This is a genomic window from Mesorhizobium sp. P2_F5, from assembly GCF_056403715.1.
Map to the genome: position 1 here is coordinate 57,941 of NZ_JBFUEY010000008.1, position 24,579 is coordinate 82,519.

The 24,579-nt window shown below is 63.4% G+C and carries 23 protein-coding genes and 2 pseudogenes; 24 read left to right on the forward strand and 1 reads right to left on the reverse strand.

Annotated elements, in window-relative coordinates:
* Nucleotides 1-8 precede the first annotated feature (8 nt).
* The 15 genes and pseudogenes from AC1DYO_RS13655 to trmB all read left to right on the forward strand — a co-directional run bounded on the left by AC1DYO_RS13655 (nt 9) and on the right by trmB (nt 15,022).
* On the forward strand, nt 9-1,610 hold the full coding sequence (locus AC1DYO_RS13655) for a di-heme oxidoreductase family protein (RefSeq protein ID WP_477263971.1): 1,602 nt from the start codon (nt 9-11) through the stop codon (nt 1,608-1,610).
* Nucleotides 1,610-2,683, forward strand: coding sequence for an imelysin family protein (locus tag AC1DYO_RS13660; RefSeq protein ID WP_477263973.1), 1,074 nt, complete (start codon nt 1,610-1,612; stop codon nt 2,681-2,683). The genes AC1DYO_RS13655 and AC1DYO_RS13660 overlap by 1 nt, the downstream gene beginning before the upstream one ends.
* A 2-nt stretch (nt 2,684-2,685) precedes the next feature.
* A complete protein-coding gene (locus AC1DYO_RS13665; protein ID WP_477263975.1) occupies nt 2,686-3,792 on the forward strand; it encodes a DUF1513 domain-containing protein in 1,107 nt (368 codons plus the stop codon).
* A 94-nt stretch (nt 3,793-3,886) separates the two neighbouring features.
* The gene (tsaB, locus tag AC1DYO_RS13670; RefSeq protein ID WP_477263977.1) at nt 3,887-4,564 is read left to right on the forward strand and encodes a tRNA (adenosine(37)-N6)-threonylcarbamoyltransferase complex dimerization subunit type 1 TsaB; all 678 of its coding nucleotides are present in this window, start codon (nt 3,887-3,889) and stop codon (nt 4,562-4,564) included.
* Nucleotides 4,564-5,058, forward strand: a complete 495-nt coding sequence (rimI, locus tag AC1DYO_RS13675; protein WP_181056329.1) for a ribosomal protein S18-alanine N-acetyltransferase — start codon at nt 4,564-4,566, stop codon at nt 5,056-5,058. Before tsaB ends, rimI begins: the two co-directional genes overlap by 1 nt.
* Before the next feature lie 28 nt (nt 5,059-5,086).
* Nucleotides 5,087-5,887 (forward strand): lyso-ornithine lipid O-acyltransferase, encoded by an 801-nt coding sequence (gene olsA, locus AC1DYO_RS13680; protein WP_477263979.1) that lies wholly within the window; start codon nt 5,087-5,089, stop codon nt 5,885-5,887.
* A 54-nt stretch (nt 5,888-5,941) separates the two neighbouring features.
* Nucleotides 5,942-7,351, forward strand: a complete 1,410-nt coding sequence (gene miaB / locus AC1DYO_RS13685) for a tRNA (N6-isopentenyl adenosine(37)-C2)-methylthiotransferase MiaB (RefSeq protein WP_477263981.1) — start codon at nt 5,942-5,944, stop codon at nt 7,349-7,351.
* Between the two features lie 136 nt (nt 7,352-7,487).
* Entirely contained in the window at nt 7,488-8,480 is a 993-nt protein-coding gene (locus AC1DYO_RS13690; protein ID WP_235984004.1) for a PhoH family protein, read from the forward strand.
* A gap of 17 nt (nt 8,481-8,497) precedes the next feature.
* Nucleotides 8,498-9,004, forward strand: a complete 507-nt coding sequence (gene ybeY / locus AC1DYO_RS13695) for an rRNA maturation RNase YbeY (RefSeq protein ID WP_477263983.1) — start codon at nt 8,498-8,500, stop codon at nt 9,002-9,004.
* 28 nt (nt 9,005-9,032) lie between these two features.
* A complete protein-coding gene (locus AC1DYO_RS13700) occupies nt 9,033-10,109 on the forward strand; it encodes a hemolysin family protein (RefSeq protein WP_477263985.1) in 1,077 nt (358 codons plus the stop codon).
* Nucleotides 10,110-10,120: 11 nt separating this feature from the next.
* A pseudogene (locus AC1DYO_RS13705) lies at nt 10,121-10,591 on the forward strand (VOC family protein).
* Between the two features lie 86 nt (nt 10,592-10,677).
* Nucleotides 10,678-12,270, forward strand: coding sequence for an apolipoprotein N-acyltransferase (gene lnt / locus AC1DYO_RS13710; protein WP_477263987.1), 1,593 nt, complete (start codon nt 10,678-10,680; stop codon nt 12,268-12,270).
* Nucleotides 12,271-12,407: 137 nt separating this feature from the next.
* Nucleotides 12,408-12,827, forward strand: a complete 420-nt coding sequence (locus tag AC1DYO_RS13715) for a helix-turn-helix domain-containing protein (protein WP_181056322.1) — start codon at nt 12,408-12,410, stop codon at nt 12,825-12,827.
* A 207-nt stretch (nt 12,828-13,034) separates the two neighbouring features.
* Nucleotides 13,035-14,297: pseudogene (gene metK / locus AC1DYO_RS13720) on the forward strand (methionine adenosyltransferase); the annotation flags it as partial.
* A 23-nt stretch (nt 14,298-14,320) separates the two neighbouring features.
* The gene (trmB, locus tag AC1DYO_RS13725; protein ID WP_477263989.1) at nt 14,321-15,022 is read left to right on the forward strand and encodes a tRNA (guanine(46)-N(7))-methyltransferase TrmB; all 702 of its coding nucleotides are present in this window, start codon (nt 14,321-14,323) and stop codon (nt 15,020-15,022) included.
* Between the two features lie 45 nt (nt 15,023-15,067).
* Here the strand turns inward: trmB and AC1DYO_RS13730 are convergent, their stop codons facing one another.
* Nucleotides 15,068-15,232: a hypothetical protein gene (locus tag AC1DYO_RS13730; RefSeq protein WP_477263991.1), complete on the reverse strand. Its 165-nt coding sequence runs from the start codon at nt 15,230-15,232 to the stop codon at nt 15,068-15,070.
* Between the two features lie 209 nt (nt 15,233-15,441).
* On the opposite strand from AC1DYO_RS13730, the gene AC1DYO_RS13735 reads away from it, so the two are divergent.
* The 9 genes from AC1DYO_RS13735 to corA all read left to right on the forward strand — a co-directional run bounded on the left by AC1DYO_RS13735 (nt 15,442) and on the right by corA (nt 24,458).
* A complete protein-coding gene (locus AC1DYO_RS13735) occupies nt 15,442-15,687 on the forward strand; it encodes a CopG family ribbon-helix-helix protein (RefSeq protein WP_477263993.1) in 246 nt (81 codons plus the stop codon).
* Entirely contained in the window at nt 15,684-15,971 is a 288-nt protein-coding gene (locus tag AC1DYO_RS13740) for a type II toxin-antitoxin system RelE/ParE family toxin (RefSeq protein ID WP_477263995.1), read from the forward strand. The genes AC1DYO_RS13735 and AC1DYO_RS13740 overlap by 4 nt, the downstream gene beginning before the upstream one ends.
* Before the next feature lie 257 nt (nt 15,972-16,228).
* Nucleotides 16,229-16,861: a ribosome maturation factor RimP gene (gene rimP, locus AC1DYO_RS13745; protein WP_477263997.1), complete on the forward strand. Its 633-nt coding sequence runs from the start codon at nt 16,229-16,231 to the stop codon at nt 16,859-16,861.
* Nucleotides 16,862-16,912: 51 nt separating this feature from the next.
* Nucleotides 16,913-18,508 (forward strand): transcription termination factor NusA, encoded by a 1,596-nt coding sequence (nusA, locus tag AC1DYO_RS13750; RefSeq protein WP_181056315.1) that lies wholly within the window; start codon nt 16,913-16,915, stop codon nt 18,506-18,508.
* Between the two features lie 38 nt (nt 18,509-18,546).
* Nucleotides 18,547-19,197, forward strand: coding sequence for an RNA-binding protein (locus tag AC1DYO_RS13755; RefSeq protein WP_477263999.1), 651 nt, complete (start codon nt 18,547-18,549; stop codon nt 19,195-19,197).
* Nucleotides 19,194-21,758 carry a translation initiation factor IF-2 gene (gene infB, locus AC1DYO_RS13760; protein WP_181056313.1) on the forward strand — a complete coding sequence of 855 codons (2,565 nt, stop codon included), beginning with the start codon at nt 19,194-19,196 and terminating at the stop codon, nt 21,756-21,758. Before AC1DYO_RS13755 ends, infB begins: the two co-directional genes overlap by 4 nt.
* Before the next feature lie 170 nt (nt 21,759-21,928).
* On the forward strand, nt 21,929-22,348 hold the full coding sequence (gene rbfA, locus AC1DYO_RS13765; protein WP_112623870.1) for a 30S ribosome-binding factor RbfA: 420 nt from the start codon (nt 21,929-21,931) through the stop codon (nt 22,346-22,348).
* Nucleotides 22,348-23,319: a tRNA pseudouridine(55) synthase TruB gene (gene truB, locus AC1DYO_RS13770; RefSeq protein WP_477264002.1), complete on the forward strand. Its 972-nt coding sequence runs from the start codon at nt 22,348-22,350 to the stop codon at nt 23,317-23,319. Before rbfA ends, truB begins: the two co-directional genes overlap by 1 nt.
* A gap of 44 nt (nt 23,320-23,363) precedes the next feature.
* Nucleotides 23,364-24,458, forward strand: coding sequence for a magnesium/cobalt transporter CorA (gene corA, locus AC1DYO_RS13775; RefSeq protein ID WP_477264004.1), 1,095 nt, complete (start codon nt 23,364-23,366; stop codon nt 24,456-24,458).
* Nucleotides 24,459-24,579 lie beyond the last annotated feature (121 nt).

A 24,579-nucleotide genomic window follows, 5' to 3' on the forward strand; every position in this document is an offset into this window, starting at 1 on the left:
ATGCAGGAATGCGGCGCCCCCTAGATTTTCCGCGCCGCTTGCGGCGGGCCGCCGGCCCGCTGCCCCTCAAAAACCCGCGATGCCAGGCGTTTCGTGGGTTTGCGCTCGTAATCCTCGCGATAATTTCTGCCCCTTCCATGGCCGGCTCGCCGGAACCGGTCGGCCTCGCCACGAGCCGCACCGACTTGACGCCGAAGGATCAGGCGCGCGTCCTTGCCGTTACCAGGCCGACTGCCGATTTCTCCAAGCCCGAATCCTTCGAAACGATGCAGGGCGGCGCCGGCACGTCGAGAAAGGATGTCAACCGCGACGCCTTCTCGCAACCCGCTGAAAACGTCACCTTCGAGGAAGAGGGCAGCTTCAAGCTCGGCAATGCGCTGTTTCGCAAGAACTGGGTGTCGTCGCCGTCCTCGACCCAGGCTTCGGATGGCCTCGGGCCGCTGTTCAACGAGCGCGCCTGCCAGAATTGCCATCTGAAGGATGGCCGCGGCCGGCCGCCGACAGCAGACAGCCGCACCACGTCGATGTTCCTGCGGCTGGCGCGCGATGCGAGTACTGCTGAGGAAAAGGCGGAGATCGCCGGGCACAAGGTGCTGAACTTCCCCGATCCGGTCTATGGCACGCAATTGCAGGAACTGGCGGTCCCCGGCCTCAAGGGCGAAGGCCGCATGCATGTCGACTACAGCGAGGAAAAGGTCACGCTTGGCGACGGCAGCACTGTTTCGCTGCGCAGGCCAAGCTATTCGGTCGACGGCCTTGGCTACGGGCCGCTCGACCCGCGCACCACATTGTCGCCGCGCCTGACGCCGCCGATGATCGGGCTTGGCCTGATCGAACAGATCGCGCCGGCCGATATCCTTGCCCATGCCGATCCCGATGATCGCGATGGCGACGGGATTCCCGGCAAACCCAACATCGTGCGCGACGGAACGAGCGGCGAACTGACACTCGGCCGCTTCGGTTGGAAGGCACAGACCGCCTCGATCCGCCAGCAGGCGGCGGATGCCTTTGACGGCGATATCGGTATTTCGACGCCGGAAGAACCCAACCATTGGGGCGATTGCACCGCAGCCGAAAAGGCCTGCTTGGCCATGCCCAATGGCGTCCAGAAGCGGCTTGGCCCGGTCGAAGCGCCGCCACCGGTGATGGACCTCGTTACGTTCTATTCGCAGAACCTTGCCGTGCCGGCGCGGCGCGATGTCGGGGCGCCAGATGTACTTGCCGGTAAAAAACTGTTCTACGAAATGGGCTGCATCTCCTGCCACACGCCGAAATTCGTCACCATGCGCGGCACGCCCAACAAAGCGCAGGCCTTCCAGCTGATCTGGCCCTATTCCGACTTTCTGCTGCACGACATGGGGGCCGGCCTTGCCGACGGCCAGGCCGTGGGCGAAGCGACAGGCAACGAATGGCGCACGCCGCCGCTATGGGGCATCGGCCTGACCAAGACGGTCAACGGCAACAATTTCTTTCTGCATGACGGGCGTGCGCGCACGCTTACCGAAGCCATCCTGTGGCATGGCGGCGAGGGGCGAAAGGCGCGCGACCGCTTTGCCGCCGCCAATACGGCCGAACGCGATGCTCTCATCAAATTCCTGGAGTCACTCTGATGTTGAAGCGTTTTCTGCCTGCTCTCGCTCTCGCGCTGGCCATGTCCTCGTCGGCATCGGCCTCGGTGAAAGCCTCCGACGTCATTCAAAGAGCGATCGACGGCTTTGTCCGCCCCGCCTATGCCAGCCTGCATGACCATGCCGACACCCTGGCCAAGGCCATGGACATGCTCTGCCAGGCGCCATCGCAGGACAACCTCGATGCCGCGCATACGGAATTCTCGGCTACGGTCGCAGCCTGGTCGTCAGCCGAAATCATCGGCTTCGGGCCGATCAAGGAGAACAACCGGCTGGAGCGCATGCTCTACTGGCCGGACCGCAAGAGCATCGGCCTGAAGCAGGTGCAGGCCGCGCTCGCCGGCAAGGACCCGACCGCCACCGATCCGGCGCAACTGGCGGGCAAGAGCGTCGCCATGCAGGGGTTAGGAGCGCTGGAGTTCGTGCTTTACGGCGACGGCGCCGAGACGCTCACCGGCAAGGACGATCCGTACCGCTGCGCCTATGGCGCGGCGGTCGCCAAGAATATCGAGACGATGGCCGCTGATGTCGACGCGGCCTGGAAAAAGCCGGACGGCTTCGCGGCTATGTGGGCCAATCCCGGACCCGACAACGCGCTCTACCGCGACGGCACCGAAGCGGTGACCGAACTGGTCGGCGTCTTCATCAACGAGCTGGAGATGGTCCGCGACGTGCGCCTCAAAGGCTTTCTCGGCGCCAAGCCGGATGCCGACAAGCCGAGGCAGGCAATCTACTGGCGCTCGCAAAACACTGGCCTGTCGCTGGCTGGAAATCTCTCCGGCATCGATATGCTGTTTGAGGTGTCAAAGCTCGGCGACGCGCTGCCCGAGGATGCGCGCTGGATGGCGGAATCGATCCATATTCAGCTCACCAATGGCGTCGCCACCGCCAGGTCGGTCCAAGGCCCGATCGACAAGGCGCTCGCCGATCCGGTTGAGCGCGAAAAGCTCGACCATTTCGCGCTGATCACATCCAGCCTGTCGGGCCTGATCGGCACCCGGCTGACCGCCGAATTCGGCCTTACCGCCGGCTTCTCCTCGCTCGACGGAGACTGATCATGAGGACGCCGCTGATCGACCGCCGCGACTTTCTGAGGGCTGCCGGCGCCGGCTTCGTCGCGGCTATGGCGCCTCGGGCCTGGGCGGACACGCTTGCCGCGGATGCGGTCTTTGCCACAGCCTTCGTCAAACGCGACGGTAGTTTTGGCGCGGCAGTGCTGTCGGAAGCCGGCAAAATACTGCATGCAATCGACCTGCCTGACCGTGGCCACGACGTCACCTTCGATCCGGTATCGAAGCGCTCGGTGGTCTTCGCCAGGCAGCCCGGCACTTTCGCTGTGGTCTTCGACCACACTGGCCGCGAAGCTCCACTGACCATCGCCAGCATCACCGGCCGTCATTTCTTTGGCCATGGTGTTTTCTCGGCCGATGGCGCGCTGCTTTACGCCACCGAAAATGATTTCGACAATGCAGCAGGCGTCGTCGGCGTCTACGATGCCAGGGCCAAATTCAGCCGCATCGGCGAGTTTCCGACCTATGGCACGGGGCCGCACGAACTCCTTTTGCTTGGCGATGGCAGGACGATCGCCATCGCCAATGGCGGCATCGAGACCCATCCCGACTATGGCCGCGCCGAACTCAACATCGCGACGATGAAGCCGTCCTATGTGCTGGTCGACCGCGTGACCGGCGACCTCATCGAAAAGCACGAGCTGCCGGCGTCCCTGCACCAGCTGTCGATCCGCCACATGGATGCCGATGCGTCAGGCACAATATGGTTCGGTTGCCAGTATCGCGGGCCGGGCACCGACCATCCGTTGCTGGTCGGCCGTGCCGCGCGCGGCAAGGAATTGCAGCTGGTCGACATGCCGCAAGATGTGCTTTCCGGCTTTCGGAACTATATCGGCTCGGTCGCCGCCAATCCGGTCGCCGGAACCATCGCGGTGTCTTCGCCGGAAGGCAATTCGCTGGCCGTGATCGATGCCGCCAGCGGCAAGATCGTCGCCACCAAGGCGCTGGTCGAGGTCTGCGGCCTGGCGCCCGACGGCCCGGGCTTCATGGCAACCACGGGTGCGGGCGAGATCATCGAAGGCAGCGGCGCGACGCGCTCCGAGCCCGACTATGTCTGGGACAACCACATGTTGCGCATCGCGCAGAAGGCATAGGCCCGAAGCGAAGCCGCTTAACAATTTACGCGCTGGCTCTTGCGGCGGCGCGCCATGGCGGGCAGAGGGAGACTGTTTTTCGAACCGGTCGCCCATGAAACTGCTCGCCATAGACTGTGCCGCCAATCTCTGCGCCGCCTGCGTCTACGATGCAGTGGCTGGCAAGGAACTTGGCCGCTCCGTGCGCGACCTCGGCAAGGGCCATGCCGAACACCTGATGGCCGTCATCGACGAGGCGCTGAAGGCGGGCGGAGCCGACTATGCCGGCCTTGGCGCCGTCGCGGTCTCCGTGGGCCCAGGCTCCTTTACCGGCCTGCGCGTCGGCGTATCGGCGGCGCGCGGCCTGGCGCTGGCACTGAAGATCCCCGCCATTGGCGTGACAACGCTGGAAGCGCTGGCCGCCGAGGCGAGGGCGGCATTCCCCAGCCGCCCGGTCCTGTCCGCGCTCGAGGCCGGCCGCGAGGAGATCCATGCCGCGCTTTACGATGCGGAAGCGATTTTGCGCTATGGTCCGGCGGTGACCACACTTGCGCAAGCCGCGGGAATGGCGGCGGACAATCTTCCGGTGCTAGCCGGCACTGCCGCCATGCAAATTGCGACCGCGACTGGACGCCACCTCGATATCGGCCCGACATCGGCCACTGCCGACATTGCGATCTATGCCCGTTTGGCCTCTGCCAAGGGCGAGGGGGAGAAGCCGAAACCGCTTTATCTGCGCGGCGCTGACGCCAAACCGCAGGCGGGTTTCATTCTTTCACGGCGGGAAAAGTAATGCGCATTCCTTTCCTCCAGCCGCGCCGCAGGGACTATGCGCTCGAACCGCTGACCATCGCCGACAGCCCGGCGGTGTCGGCGCTGCATCGCGAGGATTTCGTCCGGCCGTGGACCGATGGCGAATTCGCCTCGCTGCTCGAGCAGGACACGGTGTTCGGCTATGCCGCGCGTGAGATCGGCCAGGGCGCCAAGCCGCCGGTCGGCTTCGTGCTGGCTAGGCTTGCTGCGGGCGAAGGCGAGATCCTGACCGTGGCGGTGGCGCGCTCGCATCGCCGCCAGGGGCTCGGCTGGCAGTTAATGGACGCGGTGCTGCGCGAATTGCATGCGCAGCGCGCCGAGGCGCTTTTCCTCGAGGTCGACGAGACCAATGTCGCTGCGATCGCCCTCTACCGGCGGCTCGGCTTCCGCCAGGTCGGCCACCGCGCCAATTATTACCGCTCGACCGAACATGGCCCGACCGGCGCGCTTGTCATGCGCCGCGATCTTCGCTAGCCAAAGTTTTGAGGCAGGGCCAAGCCGCATGATCGGAAAAATCAGGATTTTCCTGGCGCTGAGCCTCGTTGTCGTCGGCTCCCTGGTCTTTGTGCCGTTGCAGCTCCTGTCGATGAAGACCGGCATCTGGCGCGAGACGGTCATTCTGAAGGTCTGGCACAGGCTCATCGTGCGGACGCTCGGACTGCGCATTCATGTCAAAGGCGCGCTGTCCAGCCGGCGCCCGCTGCTGGTCGCCTCGAATCACATCTCCTGGACCGACATTATGGTGCTCGGCTCTTTTGCCGACGTGACGTTCATCGCCAGGGCAGACATGGAGGGCTGGCCGCTGATCGGCTGGCTTTCGAAACTGCAGCGCACGGTCTTTATCGAGCGCGAGCGCAAGCGCACCGCAGGCGACCAGGCCAGCGAGATCGCCAGCCGCATGGCCAAGGGCGACGCGATGGTGCTGTTTGCCGAGGGCTCGACCGGCGATGGCAACACAATCCTGCCGTTCAAGAGCACTTTGTTCGGTGCCGCCTCGATGGCGATTGCGGAAGGCGCGGCCGAGCAGGTCTTCATCCAGCCGCTGGCGATCGCCTACACACGGGTGCATGGCGTGCCGCTCGGCCGCCGGCACCGGCCGCTTGCTGCGTGGATCGGCGATCAGGACCTGATGCCGCATCTCAAGGTGCTGCTGGCCGAGGGCGCGCTCGACGTCGAAGTGCATTTCGGCGAGCCAATCGCCTTCTCCAAGGGCTCCAACCGCAAGGAAACGTCGAAGCTGATGGAAAGTCAGGTGCGCGCGATGATGCAGGCCGCGCTCGCCGACCCTCGCCCGAGCCGCTAGGCCGCGGCCAGAATCGTCTGTTTTTTGTCACGGAAAGGCGTTAGAAGCCGCCGGATGGATTTGAACACGATAGAGCGGAACGACGCCGACAGTGCTGCGCAAAGCGCTGATGTGGCGTCCGCCCCGGCCAAAAAGGTCTTCGTCAAGACCTATGGCTGCCAGATGAATGTCTATGACTCCCAGCGCATGACCGATGCGCTGGCCGCCGACGGCTATACCGTGACCGACGCCATCGCCGAGGCCGATCTGGTTCTGCTCAATACCTGCCATATCAGGGAGAAGGCGGCGGAAAAGGTCTATTCCGAGCTTGGCCGCATCCGCGACATGAAAGCCGAACGCGCGGCAGCCGGGCGCGAAATGCTGATCGGCGTCGCCGGCTGCGTCGCGCAGGCCGAAGGTGCTGAAATCATCCGCCGTTCGCCGGCTGTCGACCTTGTCATCGGCCCGCAGACCTATCACCGGTTGCCGGATGTACTGGCGCGGGTGCGCGGCGGCGAGAAGATCGTCGAGACCGAATACGCCATCGAGGACAAGTTCGAACACCTGCCGCAGCCGAAGCGCGCCGAGGTGATCAAGCGCGGCGTCACTGCCTTCCTCACCGTGCAGGAAGGCTGCGACAAGTTCTGCACCTTCTGTGTCGTGCCCTATACCAGGGGATCGGAAGTGTCTCGGCCGGTGGCGCAGATCGTCGCTGAAGCCGAGCGGCTGGCCGATGCCGGCGTGCGCGAGGTGACGCTGCTTGGCCAGAACGTCAACGCCTGGCACGGCAAGGGCGAGGACGGCACGGAATGGGGCCTTGGCCGCCTGCTGTTCCGTCTGGCCGAAATCCCCGGCCTGGCGCGACTGCGTTACACCACCAGCCACCCGCGCGACATGGACGACGAGTTGATCGCTGCCCATCGCGACCTGCCGGCTTTGATGCCTTATCTGCATCTGCCAGTGCAGTCAGGGTCCGACCGCATCCTCAAGGCGATGAACCGCAGGCACACGGCCAGGGATTATCTGGCGCTGCTCGAGCGCATCCGCGCTACCCGCGGCGACATCGCGCTGTCCGGCGACTTCATCGTCGGCTTCCCCGGCGAAACCGAAGAGGATTTCGAGGCGACGATGGATCTGGTGCGCCAGATCAACTACGCCTCGGCCTTTTCGTTCAAATATTCACCGCGTCCCGGCACGCCGGGCGCCGATATGCCCGATCATGTGCCGGAAGCGGTCAAGGATGAGCGCCTGCAGCGTCTGCAGGCGCTGCTGCTCAAACAGCAGCAGGATTTCGGCTCGAGCCTGGTCGGCAGCACCATCGATACGCTGATCGAGAAGCCCGGCCGCCAGGCCGGCCAGAAGGTTGGCCGCTCGCCCTGGCTGCAGCCGGTTATTGTTGATGAAAAGGCCGGCGAAATCGGTGACATTATCCGGGTGCGAATCACGAAGACGGGCTACAATAGCCTGTTCGCCGAGTTGGCCTGATGCATGTCGCTCAAAAGTGGTCCCGGTTTTGGGGCGACGACATGCATAGCAACAGACCTCGGCAGATGAGGAGAGACGGTTGAGCGCTGCTGAAGTGAAGACTCTGCCCCAGAACCAGACATCCGGGGCCTCTGACATGGCGCACATCGTTCTGACTTTCGACAACAACAAGCTTGCCAGCGCCCTGTACGGCCAATTCGACGAGAACCTGGCCCGGCTCGAGCAGAAGCTCGGCGTCGACATCCGCTCGCGCGGCAACCAACTGACCATCAAGGGCTCGGCCTCGGCGGCCGAGCAGGCGCGCCGCGCACTCGACAATCTCTATGGCATTCTCCAGAAGGGCACCGATATCGGCCAGTCCGACGTCGACGGCGCCGTGCGTATGGCGATTGCCGCCGACGACCAGCTGACGCTGCCGACGCTGGAGCGCAAGGGCAAGGTCTCGGCCGCGCAGATATCCACCCGCAAGAAGACCATCTATGCCCGTTCGCTCAACCAGGACGCCTATATGCGGGCACTGGAGCGCTCGGAACTGGTGTTCGGCATCGGCCCGGCCGGCACCGGTAAGACCTATCTGGCGGTGGCGCATGCGGCGATGCTGCTCGAACGCGGCATGGTCGAACGCATCATCCTGTCGCGCCCGGCGGTCGAGGCCGGCGAGCGGCTCGGCTTCCTGCCCGGCGACATGAAGGAGAAGGTCGATCCGTATCTGCGGCCGCTCTACGATGCCCTCTACGACATGATGCCGGCCGACAAGGTCGAGCGTGCTATCGCTGCTGAAGTCATCGAAATCGCACCGCTCGCCTTCATGCGCGGACGAACGCTGGCGCACGCTGCCGTCATCCTCGACGAGGCGCAGAACACCACGCCGATGCAGATGAAGATGTTTTTGACCCGCCTCGGCGAGAATTCGCGCATGATCGTCACCGGCGATCCGACGCAGATCGATCTGCCGCCAAGCACCAAATCGGGCCTGGTCGAAGCCTTGCGTGTCCTTGACGGCGTGGCCGGCGCGGTGACCGTGCGCTTCAACGATGTTGACGTCGTGCGCCACCCGCTGGTGGCGGAAATCGTCCGGGCCTATGACCGCGACGCCAAGCTGGCGCGCGGCCTGGGCGCCGAGAACTGATGTGACGATGCGGGCTCATGCCTGAAGATATGAAAGCTGGCGGCGGGGAAAGTTCGATCCCCGTCGAGATCGACCTGTCGGTGGAGGCCGGCGATTGGCCCGACGAGACGGCGCTGACGCTGCTGGTCGACCGCGCCGTATCGGCTGCCTTTGCCGAAACTGGTGCTGCCGGCCATTCCGAGCTCAGCATCGTCTTTTCCGATGATGCCCATATTCGCACCCTAAATGCCGGCTGGCGCGGCAAGGACAAGGCGACCAACGTCTTGTCTTTCCCGGCTTTTCCGTTCCCCAAGGGTGGCAAATTGCCGCCAATGCTCGGCGATATCGTGCTCGCGTCTGAGACGGTGACGCGCGAAGCGGCCCTGGAAGAGAAGCCTGTCGAGAACCATATCACCCATCTCGTCATCCACGGCCTGCTGCATTTGCTGGGCTACGATCACGAGACCGATGCGGAGGCCGAGGAGATGGAAGCCATCGAGCGCGCAGCGCTTGCAAGGCTTGCCATTCCCGATCCCTACACGTAATGACAAAAGACCAATTGACCGGACGACGATGAACGACAAACCAGAAACTGCCGCCCGCCCCGAGGCTGGCAGTGCGACCAAGCCTTCCGATACGACGGAAGAGGGATCGAGTCCGAGTACCATCTCCGGCAGCGTCGCCAGCGAGCCATCGCCTGCCGGTCCGTCCTTGTTCGACCGCGTTTTGGGCCTGTTCAGGCAGCGCAACGGCACCAGCCTGCGCGAAGAGATCGCCGGCGCGCTTGCCGAAACGACAAGCGATGCCGAGTCATTTTCGCCCGGCGAACGCGCCATGCTCAACAATATCCTGCGCCTGCGCGAAGTGCGCGTCGAGGATGTCATGGTGCCGCGCGCCGACATCGAGGCGGTCGAGATCACCACGACGTTGGGCGATCTGCTCGGCCTGTTCGAGCAGTCCGGCCATTCGCGCATGCCGGTCTATTCCGAGACGCTCGACGACCCGCGCGGCATGGTCCACATCCGCGACGTGCTGGCCCACATCACCAAAGTCGCTCGCGTCAAGAAGGGCAGGACTTCGAGAAAGACTCCGGCAACGACGCTTCTCGATCTCGCCCAGGTCGATCTCCGACGCACCATCGGCGACCTCAATCTGATCCGCCCAGTACTGTTCGTGCCACCCTCCATGCTTGCCTCCGATCTGATGGGCCGCATGCAGACGACGCGCACCCAGATGGCGCTGGTCATCGACGAATATGGCGGCACCGATGGGCTCGCTTCGCTGGAAGACATCGTCGAAATGGTCGTCGGCGACATCGAGGACGAGCATGACGAGGACGAACCGCTGATCACCCAGACCGGCGAGGGCGTCTTCGTCGTCGACGGCAAGGCCGAGATCGACGAGGTCGCCAAGATGATCGGTGAGGATTTTACCGCCGGCGAGCATGGCGAATATGTCGATACTATTGGCGGCATGATCTTCAACACGCTGGGCCGCGTGCCGGCGCGTGGCGAAGTGGTGCAGGCCATACCCGGCTTCGAGTTCCACGTGCTCGACGCCGATCCGCGCCGCGTCAAGCGGGTGCGCATCGTCCAGAACCAGAAGGGCGAGCGCCGCCGCCGCGCAACCGCGCGCACCGAGCAGGCCTGATTTCGCGCCGCATGACGGTCGACGACCCGTTCAAGCACGCCACTTTCGGTTCCGGGGTTTTCTATCGGGATCCAAGGGCGGCATTGATCTGGCTTGAAGCAGCCTTCGGGTTTGAGCCGAGCATGGTGGTCCGCGACGCCGACGGACGGCTGGTCCATGCCGAAATGCGTTTCGGCGACGGCTACATCATCGTCGATTCCTAATGGGCCGATCACGTCGCCAGCCCGGCAACCGTCGGCGGCAAGAACACCCAGTCGGTCTGTGTGCGCCTGAAGGAGGGCCTGGCCGCGCATTGCGAACAGGCGAGGGCGGCCGGAGCGGAGATTGTCGAGGAACCCGCCGACCAGTTTTACGGTGAGCGGCAATATCGCGCCCGCGATCCCGAAGGTCACGTTTGGACCTTCACCCAGACCTTGCGCGCCGTTCCGCGCGAGGAGGCCGAGCAGCTGAGCGGCCTCAGCATCGAGGGCTGGCACCAGTAACATCAGATTGCGCTTATCGATGTTTGGAGCACGGCCCGCGGCCTGATAAATCTTGGCTCCTGATTCGCACGACTTGGGAAGTCTGCATGGAGCGCCTGGCCGGCCGGATAATTCTGCTTTGGGGCTGGCGGCGCGCGCTGGTGGCGTTTCTTGCCGGCGCGCTGGCGGTTCTCGCCCAGGCGCCTTACGATTTCTTCGCCGTCTGTTTCGTCTCGTTTCCGCTGCTGGTCTGGCTGCTCGACGGCGCCACCGGCGAGGCCTCCGACAGCTGGCTCAGGCGCCTGCGGCCGGCTTTCGCCATCGGCTGGTGGTTCGGCTTCGGCTATTTCCTCGCCGGCCTGTGGTGGATCGGCGAGGCGCTTCTGGTCGAAGCCGACAGTTTCGCCTGGGCCTTGCCGTTCGCGGTCGTCGGCATTCCTTTGGCGCTGGCGTTTTTCTACGGCTTCGCCACGGTCGTCGCCCGGCTGTTGTGGACCAACGACATTGGCCGCATCGCCGCCCTTGCCTTTGCTTTTGGCCTGACGGAATGGCTGCGCGGCTTCCTGTTCACCGGCTTTCCCTGGAATGCCGTCGGCTATGCGGCAATGCCCGTGCCGCTGTTGATGCAGAGCGTATCGGTGACCGGCATGATCGGCATGAACGCGCTGGCGGTCTTTGTCTTCGCCATGCCGGCTCTGCTCGCCGCTCGCCGGCATCTGCGCTTCGGGCTGGTATTGCTTGCCGTGCTCGTCACCGCCCATGCCGGCTTCGGCTATTTCAGGCTGGCGACCCCTGACAAGCCGGCAACGCTAAATCTCGATGTCCGCATCGTGCAGCCGGATGTCGATCTCAGCGAGAAGTGGGACGCTTCGGTGCGCGACCGCATCTTTGCCACCATGATGGGCCTGTCGGCCGCAGCGCCGGATCCCGGTCATAACAAACCGCAGCTGATCCTGTGGCCGGAGACCTCAGTGCCGTTCCTGTTCACCGAGCGCCCGGACGCGTTGACGGCGCTCGGCGACATGCTGCAGCCTGGGCAGATGCTGATCGCCGGTGTCGTGCGCGAGGAGGGCGGATCGGGGGCCGATGCCGGCAGCCGCTACTACAATTCCGTGGTGGCGATCGACGACAAGGGCGAGATTGCCGACGCCGTCGACAAGGTCCATCTGGTGCCCTTCGGCGAGTATCTGCCGTTTTCCGGCCTGCTCAGCCGCTTCGGCATCGAACAGCTGGTCGCCGGGCCGATGAACTTCGCCGCCGGCAATGAACGCCACCCGATTGCCTTGCCCGGCGGTATCAGCGCCTTGCCGTTTATTTGCTACGAGGTGATCTTTCCCGATCTGGTTGCAGTTGACGCTACGTCATCCGAGCTTATTGTGAATGTCACAAACGACGCTTGGTTCGGCGACACGCCCGGGCCGTACCAACATTTCAGGCAGGCACAGGTCCGTGCGGTGGAAAATGGATTGCCCCTGTTGCGCGCAGCCAACAACGGCATTTCGGCTGTTGTCGATACGCGCGGACGCATCGTCGACGCGCTCGCGGTCGATGCGCGCGGCGCCATCGACGTACATGTGCCGATCTCCGGCCAGGCCTTCATCTCCGCCACTCAACGGCGCATTAACGGAATGCTGATCATGTTCCTGTTTGCCGCGATCGCCCTCGGCTTGAACGTAAGGCAACGGCTACGGGTGAATTGACAGTCGACACATTAGAAACTCATACTGTTATCGCCTAATTTTCTCGAAGTCGGTTGGTGTTTCTGTTGGGGCAGGTGGCTCCGGCTTCGTTTGGGCGAGAAAAATAGAAAAGGCCGGAAAAATTCGGCGAGGAAAAAATGACAGAAGAAAACAAGAAGAAACCGAATCCGATCGACATCCATGTTGGAAGTCGCGTCCGGCTTCGGCGCAATATGCTTGGAATGAGCCAGGAAAAGCTGGGTGAAAATCTCGGTATTACGTTTCAGCAGATCCAAAAATATGAAAAGGGAACGAACCGCGTCGGCGCCAGCCGTCTGCAAGCGATAGCCTCGATACTCAGCGTGCCTGTCGCCTTCTTTTTCGAGGATGCGCCAGGGCAGGAGCCGGTGGGTAACAGAGGATTTGCCGAGGACGCTTCGATGGCTTTCGCCGTCGAATTCTGCGGCAGTCCGGAAGGACTTCAGCTCAACCGCGCCTTCGTCAAGATCGCGGACGTAAAGGTGCGCCGCCGAATCATCGATCTGGTGAAATCCCTTTCTGCCGAAGGTGCGGAGTGATCCGCTGGGTCGATTGACCCATTGGCCCGAGTAGCCCCAGAGGCTCGACCGCCGGCGGCGCCAAAGCCGCCGGTGGTACAAGATATATTGCTGCGACATTCATGCCAGAACCGCGGCACCGCTTGACGAGCGGCGCCCGGCACCGTTAACACGTGGCGCGCCAAAATCGGCAGCCCTGCCGATCGTTTTTTTCAAGAGGGGACACCCGTGACGCGGCAGAACTACTTCTTCACCTCGGAATCCGTTGCCGAGGGCCATCCCGACAAGGTTTGTGACCGTATCTCCGACGAGATCGTCGATCTGGTCTATCGCGAGGCCAAGAAGACCGGCATGGACCCATGGAAAGTCCGCGTCGCCTGCGAGACGCTCGCAACCACCAACCGCGTTATCATTGCCGGCGAGGTCCGGGTTCCCGAGACGTTGCTGAAGAAAGACAAGGCCGGCAAGATCCTGATGGATGCCGCCGGTCATCCGGTCGTCAATCCGGCCAAGTTCAAGTCGGTCGCCCGCAAGGCGATCCGTGAGATCGGCTACGAGCAGGCCGGCTTCCACTGGAAGACGGCAAAGATCGAGGTTCTCCTGCACGGCCAGTCGCCCGACATCGGCCAGGGCGTCGACAACGCCGCCGACCGTCAGGGCGAGGAAGGTGCCGGCGACCAGGGCATCATGTTCGGCTATGCCTGTCGCGAGACGCCGGACCTGATGCCGGCGCCGATCTATTACAGCCACAAGATCCTCGAACTGCTGGCCGCCGCCCGTCACGAAAACAACGGCGAGGCCGGCAAGCTCGGCCCGGACGCCAAGAGCCAGGTCACTGTCCGCTACATCGACGGCAAGGCCGCCGAGGCAACGCAGATCGTGCTGTCGACCCAGCATCTCGACGCGAGCTGGGATTCCAAGAAGGTCCGCAAGGTCGTTGAACCTTACATCCGCGAGGCGCTCGGCGACCTCAAGATCGCCGACGACTGCATGTGGTACATCAACCCGACCGGCAAGTTCGTCATCGGCGGCCCGGACGGCGACGCCGGCCTGACCGGCCGCAAGATCATCGTCGACACATATGGTGGTGCTGCCCCGCATGGCGGTGGCGCTTTCTCCGGCAAGGACACCACCAAGGTCGACCGCTCAGCCGCCTATGCGGCGCGCTACCTCGCCAAGAACGTCGTGGCGGCGAAACTCGCCGACCGCTGCACCATCCAACTGTCCTACGCCATCGGCGTCGCCCAGCCGCTGTCGGTCTATGTCGACCTGCACGGCACCGGCAAGGTCGACGAGGCCAAGCTCGAGGAGGCGCTGCGCACCGTGATGGACCTGTCGCCGTCCGGCATTCGCCGTCATCTCGACCTCAACAAGCCGATCTACGCCAAGACCTCGTCCTACGGCCATTTCGGCCGCAAGGCTGGTCGCGACGGGTCCTTCTCCTGGGAGAAGACCGATCTGGCCAAGGCGCTCAAGGACGCGGTCGCCGCCKGGGGGCGGCGCGCGACCCAGCGATGGATCCAAAAGGTAGGCCGAGCCGCGCGACCGAAGGGTTTTTCGGCCGCCGGCACGGCAAGACCATTCGCCCACAGCAGGCGGCGGCGCTGGAAAGCGGTCTTGGGGCCTATGGCCTCGACCTCTCCAATGAGGCGCCGGCAGAATTGCACACCCTGTTCAGCGCGGATGTTTCAACGGTTCGGCTGGAAATCGGCTTCGGCGGCGGTGAGCATCTGCTGCATCGGGCCACGGAGGCCCCGGCGGCCGGCTTCATCGGCGTAGAACCGTTCGTCAACGGCATGGCCAAGCTGATGATGGCGGTGCGGGAAAAGCCGCTCGCCAATCTTCGCGTTCACAATGACGACGCCACGCGCCTGCTTGATTGGTTGCCGCAGGCCTCGCTCGACGGCATCGACCTGCTCTATCCCGATCCCTGGCCGAAGAAAAAGCACTGGAAGCGGCGCTTTGTCAGCCCGCTCAACCTCGATCGCTTCGCGCGGGTGCTAAAGCCGGGCGGAAAATTCCGCTTCGCTTCCGACATCGACACCTATGTGAACTGGACCTTGTTGCACTGCCGGGCGCATGGCGCGCTCCTATGGCAGGCGCAAGATGCGGCCGATTGGCATCGGCCCTATGAAGGCTGGCCGGGCACACGGTACGAGGCAAAAGCCATTCGCGAGGGCCGGCGGCCGGCCTATCTCACCTTCATCAGAAAATGACCGGACACGGTACCAAGAGGTCCCGCATCGTCAGTTTGTCCGGCTTTAGAAACGGCCGATCCTGTTGAAGATGGCTGGATCCATGCCGAGCCGGCGCAAATCGTTGGCGCGGGGCTTGCGGCCGGCTTCGACGGCTCGCGAGGCGGCAACGGCGCTGCCGAACAGGGCAAAGGCGTCGCCTATGGCGGAAAACACGGTACGGTTGCTCATTGTCTTGACCTTTCGCGCGCCACCGCGCGCTATCTCTGTTTGTGCGGTGCAACATACGTAGGGATGCGATGTCCGAGATCACAGGGCCGTTGCCGCATAGGCGGCATGCGCTCCACGCAATGCAATTTGTCCATTGACGAACCGGGTTGGTTCTATCACATTCGACATGAACCAGATTGGTTTCAACCGGACCAGAATGGAGGCATTCGATGGCTGCTTTTACGGTACGACTCTCCGACGAGACCGCAGCCAAGCTTGACCACTTGGCCGGTAAAGTTGACCGCTCCCGCTCCTACGTCGCGGCTCAGGCAATCGAAGACTACGTTGCCAGGGAAGAATGGCAACTTGCAGAGATCGAGGCTGGGTTGGGCGAGGCCGACCGCGGTGAATTTGCAAGCGAAAAAGAGTTGGCCGATGTGGTGGCGAAATACGTCAAGCCGTCTCTCGGCCGATGAGCCGGGTCCGCTGGACGATCCGCGCACTGCGACGGCTCGATCAGATTGGCGCCTTTATAGAAAAGGATAACCCCAACGCCGCCGCACGGGTCGTTGCCCGCATCGTTTCTGCGGCGGACAACCTTGCCCAACAACCGGCAATGGGACGCATCGGGCGAATAAGAGGCACGCGAGAGCTTGTGCTGACCGATATCGCGTACCTCATTCCGTATCGGGTGGTCGGCCGCGAGATCGAGATCATCACAGTCATGCATGCGTCCCAGAAGTGGCCGCGGCAGCTATAAGCAGCGGCCGTCACGATCGGCGCTGGCATCGAGACTTGAAACACCGGCCGGGATCGTCTATATCAGCGTCAAATTCTTGGTCGGTATGACGAAGAGTGGGCCCACCCGGTCCCGCTCTTTTTTATTACCTGCCGGTCAGCCATCTGAGCATGATCCCGAAAAGTGGGAACCGGTTTTCGGAAAAGATCATGCTCCAGCAAGATAGATCAGAATGACGATCGAACGTCATCCTGATCTGTAGAACGACAAGGAACCGCATGACTGCAACGGCAAGCGAAGCCGACGACCGCATCATCCGCGAAAGCGGCATCGATGCGCGCATCGCGCTGATCGTTCAGCCGGTGTTGCGCGGCATCGGCTTCCGCCTCGTGCGGGTGCATCTGTCGGGCCAGAACGGGCTGACGTTGCAGATCATGGCCGAACGCGAGGACGGCACCATGACCGTCGAGGACTGCGAAGAGGTCAGCCGCGCCGTGTCGCCGGCGCTCGACGTCGATGATCCGATCGAAAAGGCCTATCATCTCGAAGTGTCGTCGCCCGGAATCGACCGGCCGCTGGTGCGCAAGTCGGATTTCGTTACCTGGACCGGCCATCTGGTGAAGATGGAGACCTCGGTGCCGGTCGCCGACCGCAAGCGCTTCAAGGGCAAGATCGCCGAAGCTGGTGAAGACGATGTTCTGCTCGAGCGCGACAAGGCCGCCTATGGCGAAGAGCCGACGGTCCGCATTCCCTATGACGCGATCGCCGATGTGCGGCTGATCCTCACCGACGACCTCATCCGCGACGCGCTGTCGAAGGACAATCGGGAACGCAAGGAAGCCAAGAAACGCCGCGGCGAACCGGAAGACGATGTTTCCGAAGACGCCACGGAAGAACACGAACAGGAATAACGATTGAGCTGCCGGGCCAAAGCTCCGGCACCCAGTTCGGGAGATAAAGACATGGTTGTAAGCGCCAACAGACTTGAACTGCTGCAGATCGCCGACGCGGTCGCGCGTGAAAAGTCGATCGACAAGTCGATCGTCATCGCCGCCATGGCCGATGCGATCCAGAAGGCCGCGCGCTCGCGCTACGGCCAGGAAACCAACATCCGCGCCGACATCAACGCCACCACCGGCGAGATGAAACTGCAGCGGCTGATGGAAGTGGTCGAGAAGGTCGACGACTACGCCACCCAGATCGCCATTTCCTCGGCGCGCGAGCGCAATCCCGACGCCCAGCTCGGCGACTTCATCGCCGAACAGCTGCCGCCGATGGATTTCGGCCGCATCGCCGCCCAGTCGGCCAAGCAGGTCATCGTGCAGAAGGTGCGCGAGGCCGAGCGTGACCGTCAGTATGACGAATACAAGGACCGCATCGGCGAGATCGTCAACGGCACCGTCAAGCGCGTCGAGTATGGCAACGTCATCGTCGATCTCGGCCGAGGCGAGGCGATTATCCGCCGCGACGAGCTGATCCCGCGCGAAAACTACAAATATGGCGACCGCGTCCGCGCCTATGTCTACGACGTGCGCCGCGAACAGCGCGGCCCGCAGATCTTCCTGTCGCGCACCCATCCGCAGTTCATGGCCAAGCTCTTCACCATGGAAGTGCCGGAAATCTATGACGGCATCATCGAGATCAAGTCGGTCGCCCGCGATCCGGGCTCGCGCGCCAAGATTGCCGTCATTTCGCGTGACTCGTCCATCGATCCGGTCGGTGCCTGCGTCGGTATGCGCGGCAGCCGCGTTCAGGCCGTCGTCGGCGAATTGCAGGGCGAAAAGATCGACATCATTCCGTGGTCGCCTTCGGCCGCCTCCTTCATCGTCAACGCACTGCAGCCGGCGGAAGTCGCCAAGGTCGTGCTCGACGAGGATGCCGAGCGCATCGAGGTGGTGGTTCCCGACGACCAGCTGTCGCTGGCCATCGGCCGCCGCGGCCAGAACGTGCGTCTTGCCTCCCAGCTCACCGGCTGGGACATCGACATCCTGACCGAGGCCGAGGAGTCCGAGCGCCGCCAGAAGGAATTCGTCGAACGTTCGTCGCTGTTCATGGAAGCGCTCGATGTCGACGAGATGGTCGGCCAGGTGCTGGCCTCCGAAGGCTTCACCAGCGTCGAGGAAGTCGCCTATGTCGATTCGGGCGAGATTGCCTCGATCGACGGCTTCGACGAAGACACCGCTTCGGAAATCCAGACCCGCGCCCGCGAATATCTGGAGAAGATCGAAGCCGAGCATGACGACAAGCGCAAGGCGCTTGGCGTCACCGACGAGCTGCGCGAAATCCCCGGCGTCACCACCGCCATGATGGTGACGCTCGGCGAGGACGGCGTGAAGACGATCGAGGACTTCGCCGGCTATGCCGCCGACGACCTCACCGGCTGGAAGGAACGCAAGGACGGCGAGACCAAGGTCTATCCGGGTGTGCTGGCCAATCACGGCGTGTCGCGCACTGACGCCGAGCAGATGGTTCTGGCCGCCCGCCTCAAGGCCGGCTGGATCACCGAAGACGAGCTTGCAGCCGAACAAGTCCCGGCTGACGAAGCCGTTGGTGCGTGAGGTGAAACCGCATCGCACACAACCCGCCCCAGGACGAGATGAACGATCGCACCTGCATCGTCACCCGCAAGCAAGCCGAGCCGGATGAGCTGATCCGTTTCGTCGTCGGCCCGGATTCGGCCGTCGTTCCTGACATCAAGAGAAACCTGCCCGGCCGTGGTTGTTGGGTGAGCGCCGACCGCCTACATATTGAGAAGGCGGCGGCGAAGAACCTGTTCGCCCGCGCCTTCAAGGCGCAAGTGACCGTGCCGCCCGATCTTGGCGGCATGGTCGACGGACTGCTTTCACGATCCGCTTTGGGCATGCTCGGCTTTGCCCGCAAGGCCGGCGCGATCGCTCTCGGCGCCACCAAGGTCGAGAGCGCGGTGCGCAGTGGACTGGCGCTTTTCGTGCTCCACGCGACCGAAGCGTCCGACGATGGCGTGCGAAAGATCAGCCAGGCGCGGCGGGCAACTGTCCACCTCGGCGGGCCTTCAGTCCTTGCCTACAAACTTTTCTCCGAGGCCGAGTTGAGCTTGGCATTGGGGGGCACAAATGTGATACATGCTGCCGTTCTCGCGGGAGACGCGGGCAAGGCGGTTGAGAAGCGCATGGTTGCGCTCGACCGATATCGGGGCGGAACCCCCGACGATCTGGCAATGCTTGCGGCCGTTGCTGACGAAGATGATGCTGCAGAGGATATGGAATGAGCGATACGAAATCGGGCGACGACAAGACGTTGAGTGTTACACCGAAGAAGACCTTGACGCTGAAGCGCCCCGGTACCGAGCAGAGCGTCGTGCGCCAGAATTTCTCGCATGGCCGCACCAAGCAGGTCCAGGTCGAGATCAAGAAGCGCAAATTCTCCATGCCCGGCGACAAGCCGGAGCCGGTGGCTGCACCCGTTTTGACGCCCAAGCCCGCGGTTGTGGCAGCCCCCGTCGTGCAGGAAGCGCCCAAGGCGCCGCCTCCGCCGCCGCCGGTCGAACGCAGCGGCATGGTGCTGAACGAATTGTCGCGTGGCGAGATGGAAGCCCGGCGCAGGGCGCTCGAAGGCTCCAAGGTGCGCGAAGTCGAGGATCGCCAGCGCGCCGCCGAAGACGCCAAGCGCCGCGCCGAGGATGAGGAACGCCGCAAGCGCGAGCGCGAGGACTCCGCGCGCCGTCAGGCCGAGGAAGAAGCTCGTCTGCAGACCGAGGCCGAGTCCCGCCGCCGTGCCGAAGAAGAGGCGCGCCGTCGCGCGCCGCTGGCCGCCGAACTGGCGACGGTCGACGACGAGGAGGAGGCCAAGCCGAAGCGCCCCGGCGCCGGCGCCCCGGTTCGCCGTCCGGTCACGCCCGAAGTGGCGCGTCCGGCCAAACCGACCAAGGCCGAGGAAGACCGTCGTCGCGGCAAGCTGACCCTCAATACGGCGCTTTCCGACGAGGATGCGCGCGCCCGCTCGCTGTCGTCGATGCGTCGCCGCCAGGAAAAATTCAAGCGCGCGATGCACAATGAGCCGCGCGAGAAGGTTATGCGCGAAGTGATCCTGCCCGAGACCATCACCATCCAGGAACTGGCGCAGCGCATGTCCGAGCGCGCCGTCGATGTGGTCAAGTACTTCATGAAGCAGGGCCAGATCCTGAAGCCGGGCGACATCATCGACGCCGACACGGCCGAGCTGGTCGCCACCGAATTCGGCCACACGGTCCGCCGCGTCGCCGAGTCCGACATCGAGGAAGGCCTGTTCAACATCGCCGATAACGCCGAGGACCTGGTGTCGCGGCCGCCGGTCGTGACCATCATGGGCCATGTCGACCACGGCAAGACCTCGCTGCTCGACGCCATCCGCAATGCCAATGTCGTCTCCGGCGAGGCCGGCGGCATCACCCAGCATATCGGCGCCTACCAGGTCGAGAAGAACGGTCAGAAGATCACCTTCATCGACACGCCCGGCCACGCCGCCTTCACGGCAATGCGCGCCCGCGGCGCCCAGGCCACCGACATCGCCATCCTGGTGGTGGCGGCCGACGACAGCGTCATGCCGCAGACCATCGAATCGATCAGCCATGCCAAGGCGGCCGGCGTTCCGATCATCGTGGCGATCAACAAGATCGACAAGCACGACGCCGATCCGCAGAAAGTGCGCTCGGAACTGCTTCGCCATGAGGTGTTCGTCGAATCGATGGGCGGTGAAGTGCTGGACGTCGAAGTGTCGGCGACCAAGGGCACCAATCTCGACAAGCTCTTGGAAGCGATCCTGCTGCAGGCCGAAATCCTCGACCTCAAGGCCAATCCGGACCGTACCGCCGAGGGCGTCGTCATCGAAGCCCAGCTCGACAAGGGCCGTGGCCCGGTCGCCACCGTGCTGGTGCAGACCGGCACGCTGATGCCGGGCGATATTCTCGTCGCCGGCAACGAATGGGGCCGGGTGCGCGCGCTGGTCAACGACCGTGGCGAGCAGGTCAAGGAAGCCCCGCCGGCAATGCCGGTCGAGGTGCTTGGTCTGCAAGGCACGCCTCAGGCGGGTGACCGCTTCGCCGTCGTCAACAACGAGGCCCGCGCCCGCGAGATCACCGAATACCGTCAGCGCCTGGCGCGCGAGAAGGCGGTGGCCAAGCATGCCGGCCAGCGCGGCTCGCTCGAACAGATGATGTCGCAGTTGCAGACGAGCGGGTTGAAGGAATTCCCGCTGGTCATCAAGGGCGACGTGCAGGGTTCGATCGAGGCGATCAACGCAGCGCTCGACAAGCTCGGCACCGACGAGGTGCGTGCGCGCATCGTCCATGCCGGCGCCGGCGCCATCACCGAAAGCGACGTGTCGCTGGCCGAGACTTCGGGCGCCGCCATCATCGGCTTCAATGTCCGCGCCAATGCGCAGGCACGTGCCGCCGCAGTCGCTGCCGGTATCGAAATCCGCTACTACTCGATCATCTACAACCTCGTCGATGACGTGAAGGCGGCGCTCTCGGGCCTGCTTTCGCCGGAACGCCGCGAGACCTTCATCGGCAATGCCGAGATCCTCGAGATCTTCGACATCACCAAGGTCGGCAAGATCGCCGGCTGCCGTGTCACCGAAGGCAAGGTCGAGCGTGGTGCGGGCGTGCGCTTGATCCGCGACAACGTCGTCATCCACGAAGGCACGCTGAAGACGCTCAAGCGCTTCAAGGACGAGGTTGCGGAAGTCCCAGGCGGCCAGGAATGCGGCATGGCCTTCCAGAACTACGAGGATATGCGCGTCGGCGACATCATCGAGTGCTTCCGCGTCGAGATGGTGACCAGGACGCTCTGAGTTCGTATACTGTCGATACGACCGGGCGGTGGTCGAAAGACCGCCGCCCAAATTTAATGCCTGTCGCCCAAAAGTGCGTAGCGGTTTTGGGATAAACGACATGCATAGAACAAGTATGAGACGTGCGGCACGGTCCCATCCCGCGCCTCACGCTTTCAGGATTGAGAAAAATGCCCCGTCCAACCGTCTCCAGCCCATCCCAGCGCATGCTGCGCGTCGCCGAACAGGTGCGTCACGCACTGTCAGAAACCTTGCAGCGCGGTGAGATCATCGATCCGCTGATCGAGAATACCGTAGTGTCGGTCTCCGAAGTGCGCATGTCGCCTGACCTGAGGGTTGCCACCGCTTTCGTGTCTCCGCTCGGCGCCAAGGATACCGGCGCGGTGATCGATGCGTTGAACAAGCATGCGAAATTCGTCCGCGGCCGCGTCTCCGGGGCGCTGCGGCAGATGAAGTTCATGCCGGAGTTCCGCTTCAAGCTCGACACTTCGTTCGACAATTTCGCCAGGATCAACGATTTGCTGAAATCGCCCGAAGTCGCGCGAGACTTGGGTGCCGATGGCGAAGACAACGACAAGGACGAGAAATAGTGGGGCGCCGCGGCAAGAAGAAGGGCCGGCCGATTTCCGGCTGGGTGGTATTGGACAAGCCTGTCGGCATGGGTTCGACCGAAGCCGTCTCCAAGATCAAATGGCTGTTCCAGGCCGAAAAGGCCGGCCATGCCGGCACGCTCGACCCCCTGGCCTCCGGCATGCTGCCGATCGCACTCGGAGAGGCCACCAAGACCGTGCCTTATGTGCAGGACGGCGCCAAGATCTACCGTTTTACCGTCGCCTGGGGCGAGGAGCGCTCGACCGACGACCTCGAAGGCCCGGTGACGCAGAATTCCGACCAACGTCCGGCGGAGGCCGATGTCAGGGCGCTGCTGCCGAACTACACCGGCGTCATCATGCAGACGCCGCCGCAATTCTCGGCCATCAAGATCGCTGGCGAGCGCGCCTACGACCTTGCCCGCGATGGCGCGACGGTCGACATCCCCGCGCGGGAGATCGAGATCGGCCGCTTGGACATCGTCGAGCATAATGGCGATCGCACCCTGTTCGAGGTCGAATGCGGCAAGGGCACCTATGTGCGCTCGCTCGCCCGCGACATGGGCCGTGACCTCGGCTGCTTCGGCCACATCGCCGAATTGCGCCGGGTTGAGGTCGAGCCGTTCACCCAGGAAGATTTCGTCACCGTCGCCGAACTGGAAGCAGCCCGTTTCGGCGAACAAAGCGAAGCTGACGGCGATGGCGACGCCGATGTTGTCGATGCGCCGATCGACTTCGGCGCCATCGATGCGCTGCTTGTCGACACGGCCGCCGCGCTCGACTGCCTGCCGCAGATCGCCATCAGCGACGATGCGGCGACGAAAATCCGGCTTGGCAATCCCGTCATCATCCGCGGCCGCGACGCGCCCGTGGAAGCCGAGGAAGCCTGCGCCACCGCCCGCGGCAAGCTGGTCGCCATCGGCGCCATCGAGCAAGGCATGTTCAAGCCGAAGCGAGTCTTTGCCGGCTGATTCCTGTCGTCTAATCTCAATCGGACGTTACACCCGAGGGGCACATGGCAAAGGCTGATACGGTGAAGAAGCGGGCGCCGGTGAAAACGCGGCGGCCGCCGGTCGGCGCTTCCCCCGGCACGCTGATCGCCGATCCGGCCGCGCGCCGCTCCGAGCTCAGGCTGACGCTGATCTCGCCTGAAAAATTCAAGACCATCGACAAGGCCAGCATCGATGATCTCAACACTCATTGCGATAACTGGCCGGTCGTCTGGCTGGACTGCACGGGCCTGGCCAACATCCAGCTGATCGAGGAGATCGGCCGGATTTTCAATTTGCATCCGCTGGCTCTGGAAGACGTGGTCAACACCGGCCAGCGACCGAAGGTCGACTTCTTCGAGGACCACGCTTTCGTCGTCATGCGCATGATCGACGACGTCAAGGTGCATCGCTACGAGCAGATCGCGGTGTTCTTCGGCAAGAATTTCGTCGTCACCTTCCAGGAACGCGAAGGCGATCCGTTCGATCCCGTGCGCAAACGCATCGCGGCGGCGCTGCCCAACCGCTTGCGGTCACGCGGCGCCGACTATCTCGCCTATGCGCTCATCGACGCCATCGTCGACAGCTATTTTCCGCCGATTGAGGCCGCGAGCGAGGAGGTCGACGGCATCGAGGACGAGATGCTCAACACGCCGCACAAGCATCAGATGCGCCAGCTGCACGAATTGCGGCGCGACGCCAATGTGCTGAAGGGCGTTCTGTGGCCGATGCGCGATGCGCTGGCGACGCTGATCCGTAACGACGTGCCTTATGTGAAGCCCGAGACGAAAATCTTCTTCAACGACACGCTCGACCACGCGCTGCGGCTGATCGAGCTCGTCGAGAACCAGCGCGACATGCTGACCGGCCTGATCGAGATGCACCTGTCGCTGAGCCAGGCGCGCACCAACGACGTCATCTCTTATTTGACCATCGTCTCGGTGATCTTCATGCCGCTCACCTTCCTGGTTGGTATCTGGGGCATGAATTTCGCCCCCGAAAGCTCGCCATGGAACATGCCGGAACTGAAGGCCTACTATGGCTATCCGGCTTCGCTGCTGTTCATGCTGGCCGTTGCTGTCGGTCTGATCGTCTTTTTCAAAAGGAAGAAGTGGCTCTAATGCATGTCGCCCAGAAGTGTCAGCGGTTCTGGGTCAACGACATGCGGAACAAAGACCTCGAGCGCGTACCCCCACGCGCTTGAGCCTTCTGGCATCAGGGAAATCTTGGTTTTCCGAGCAA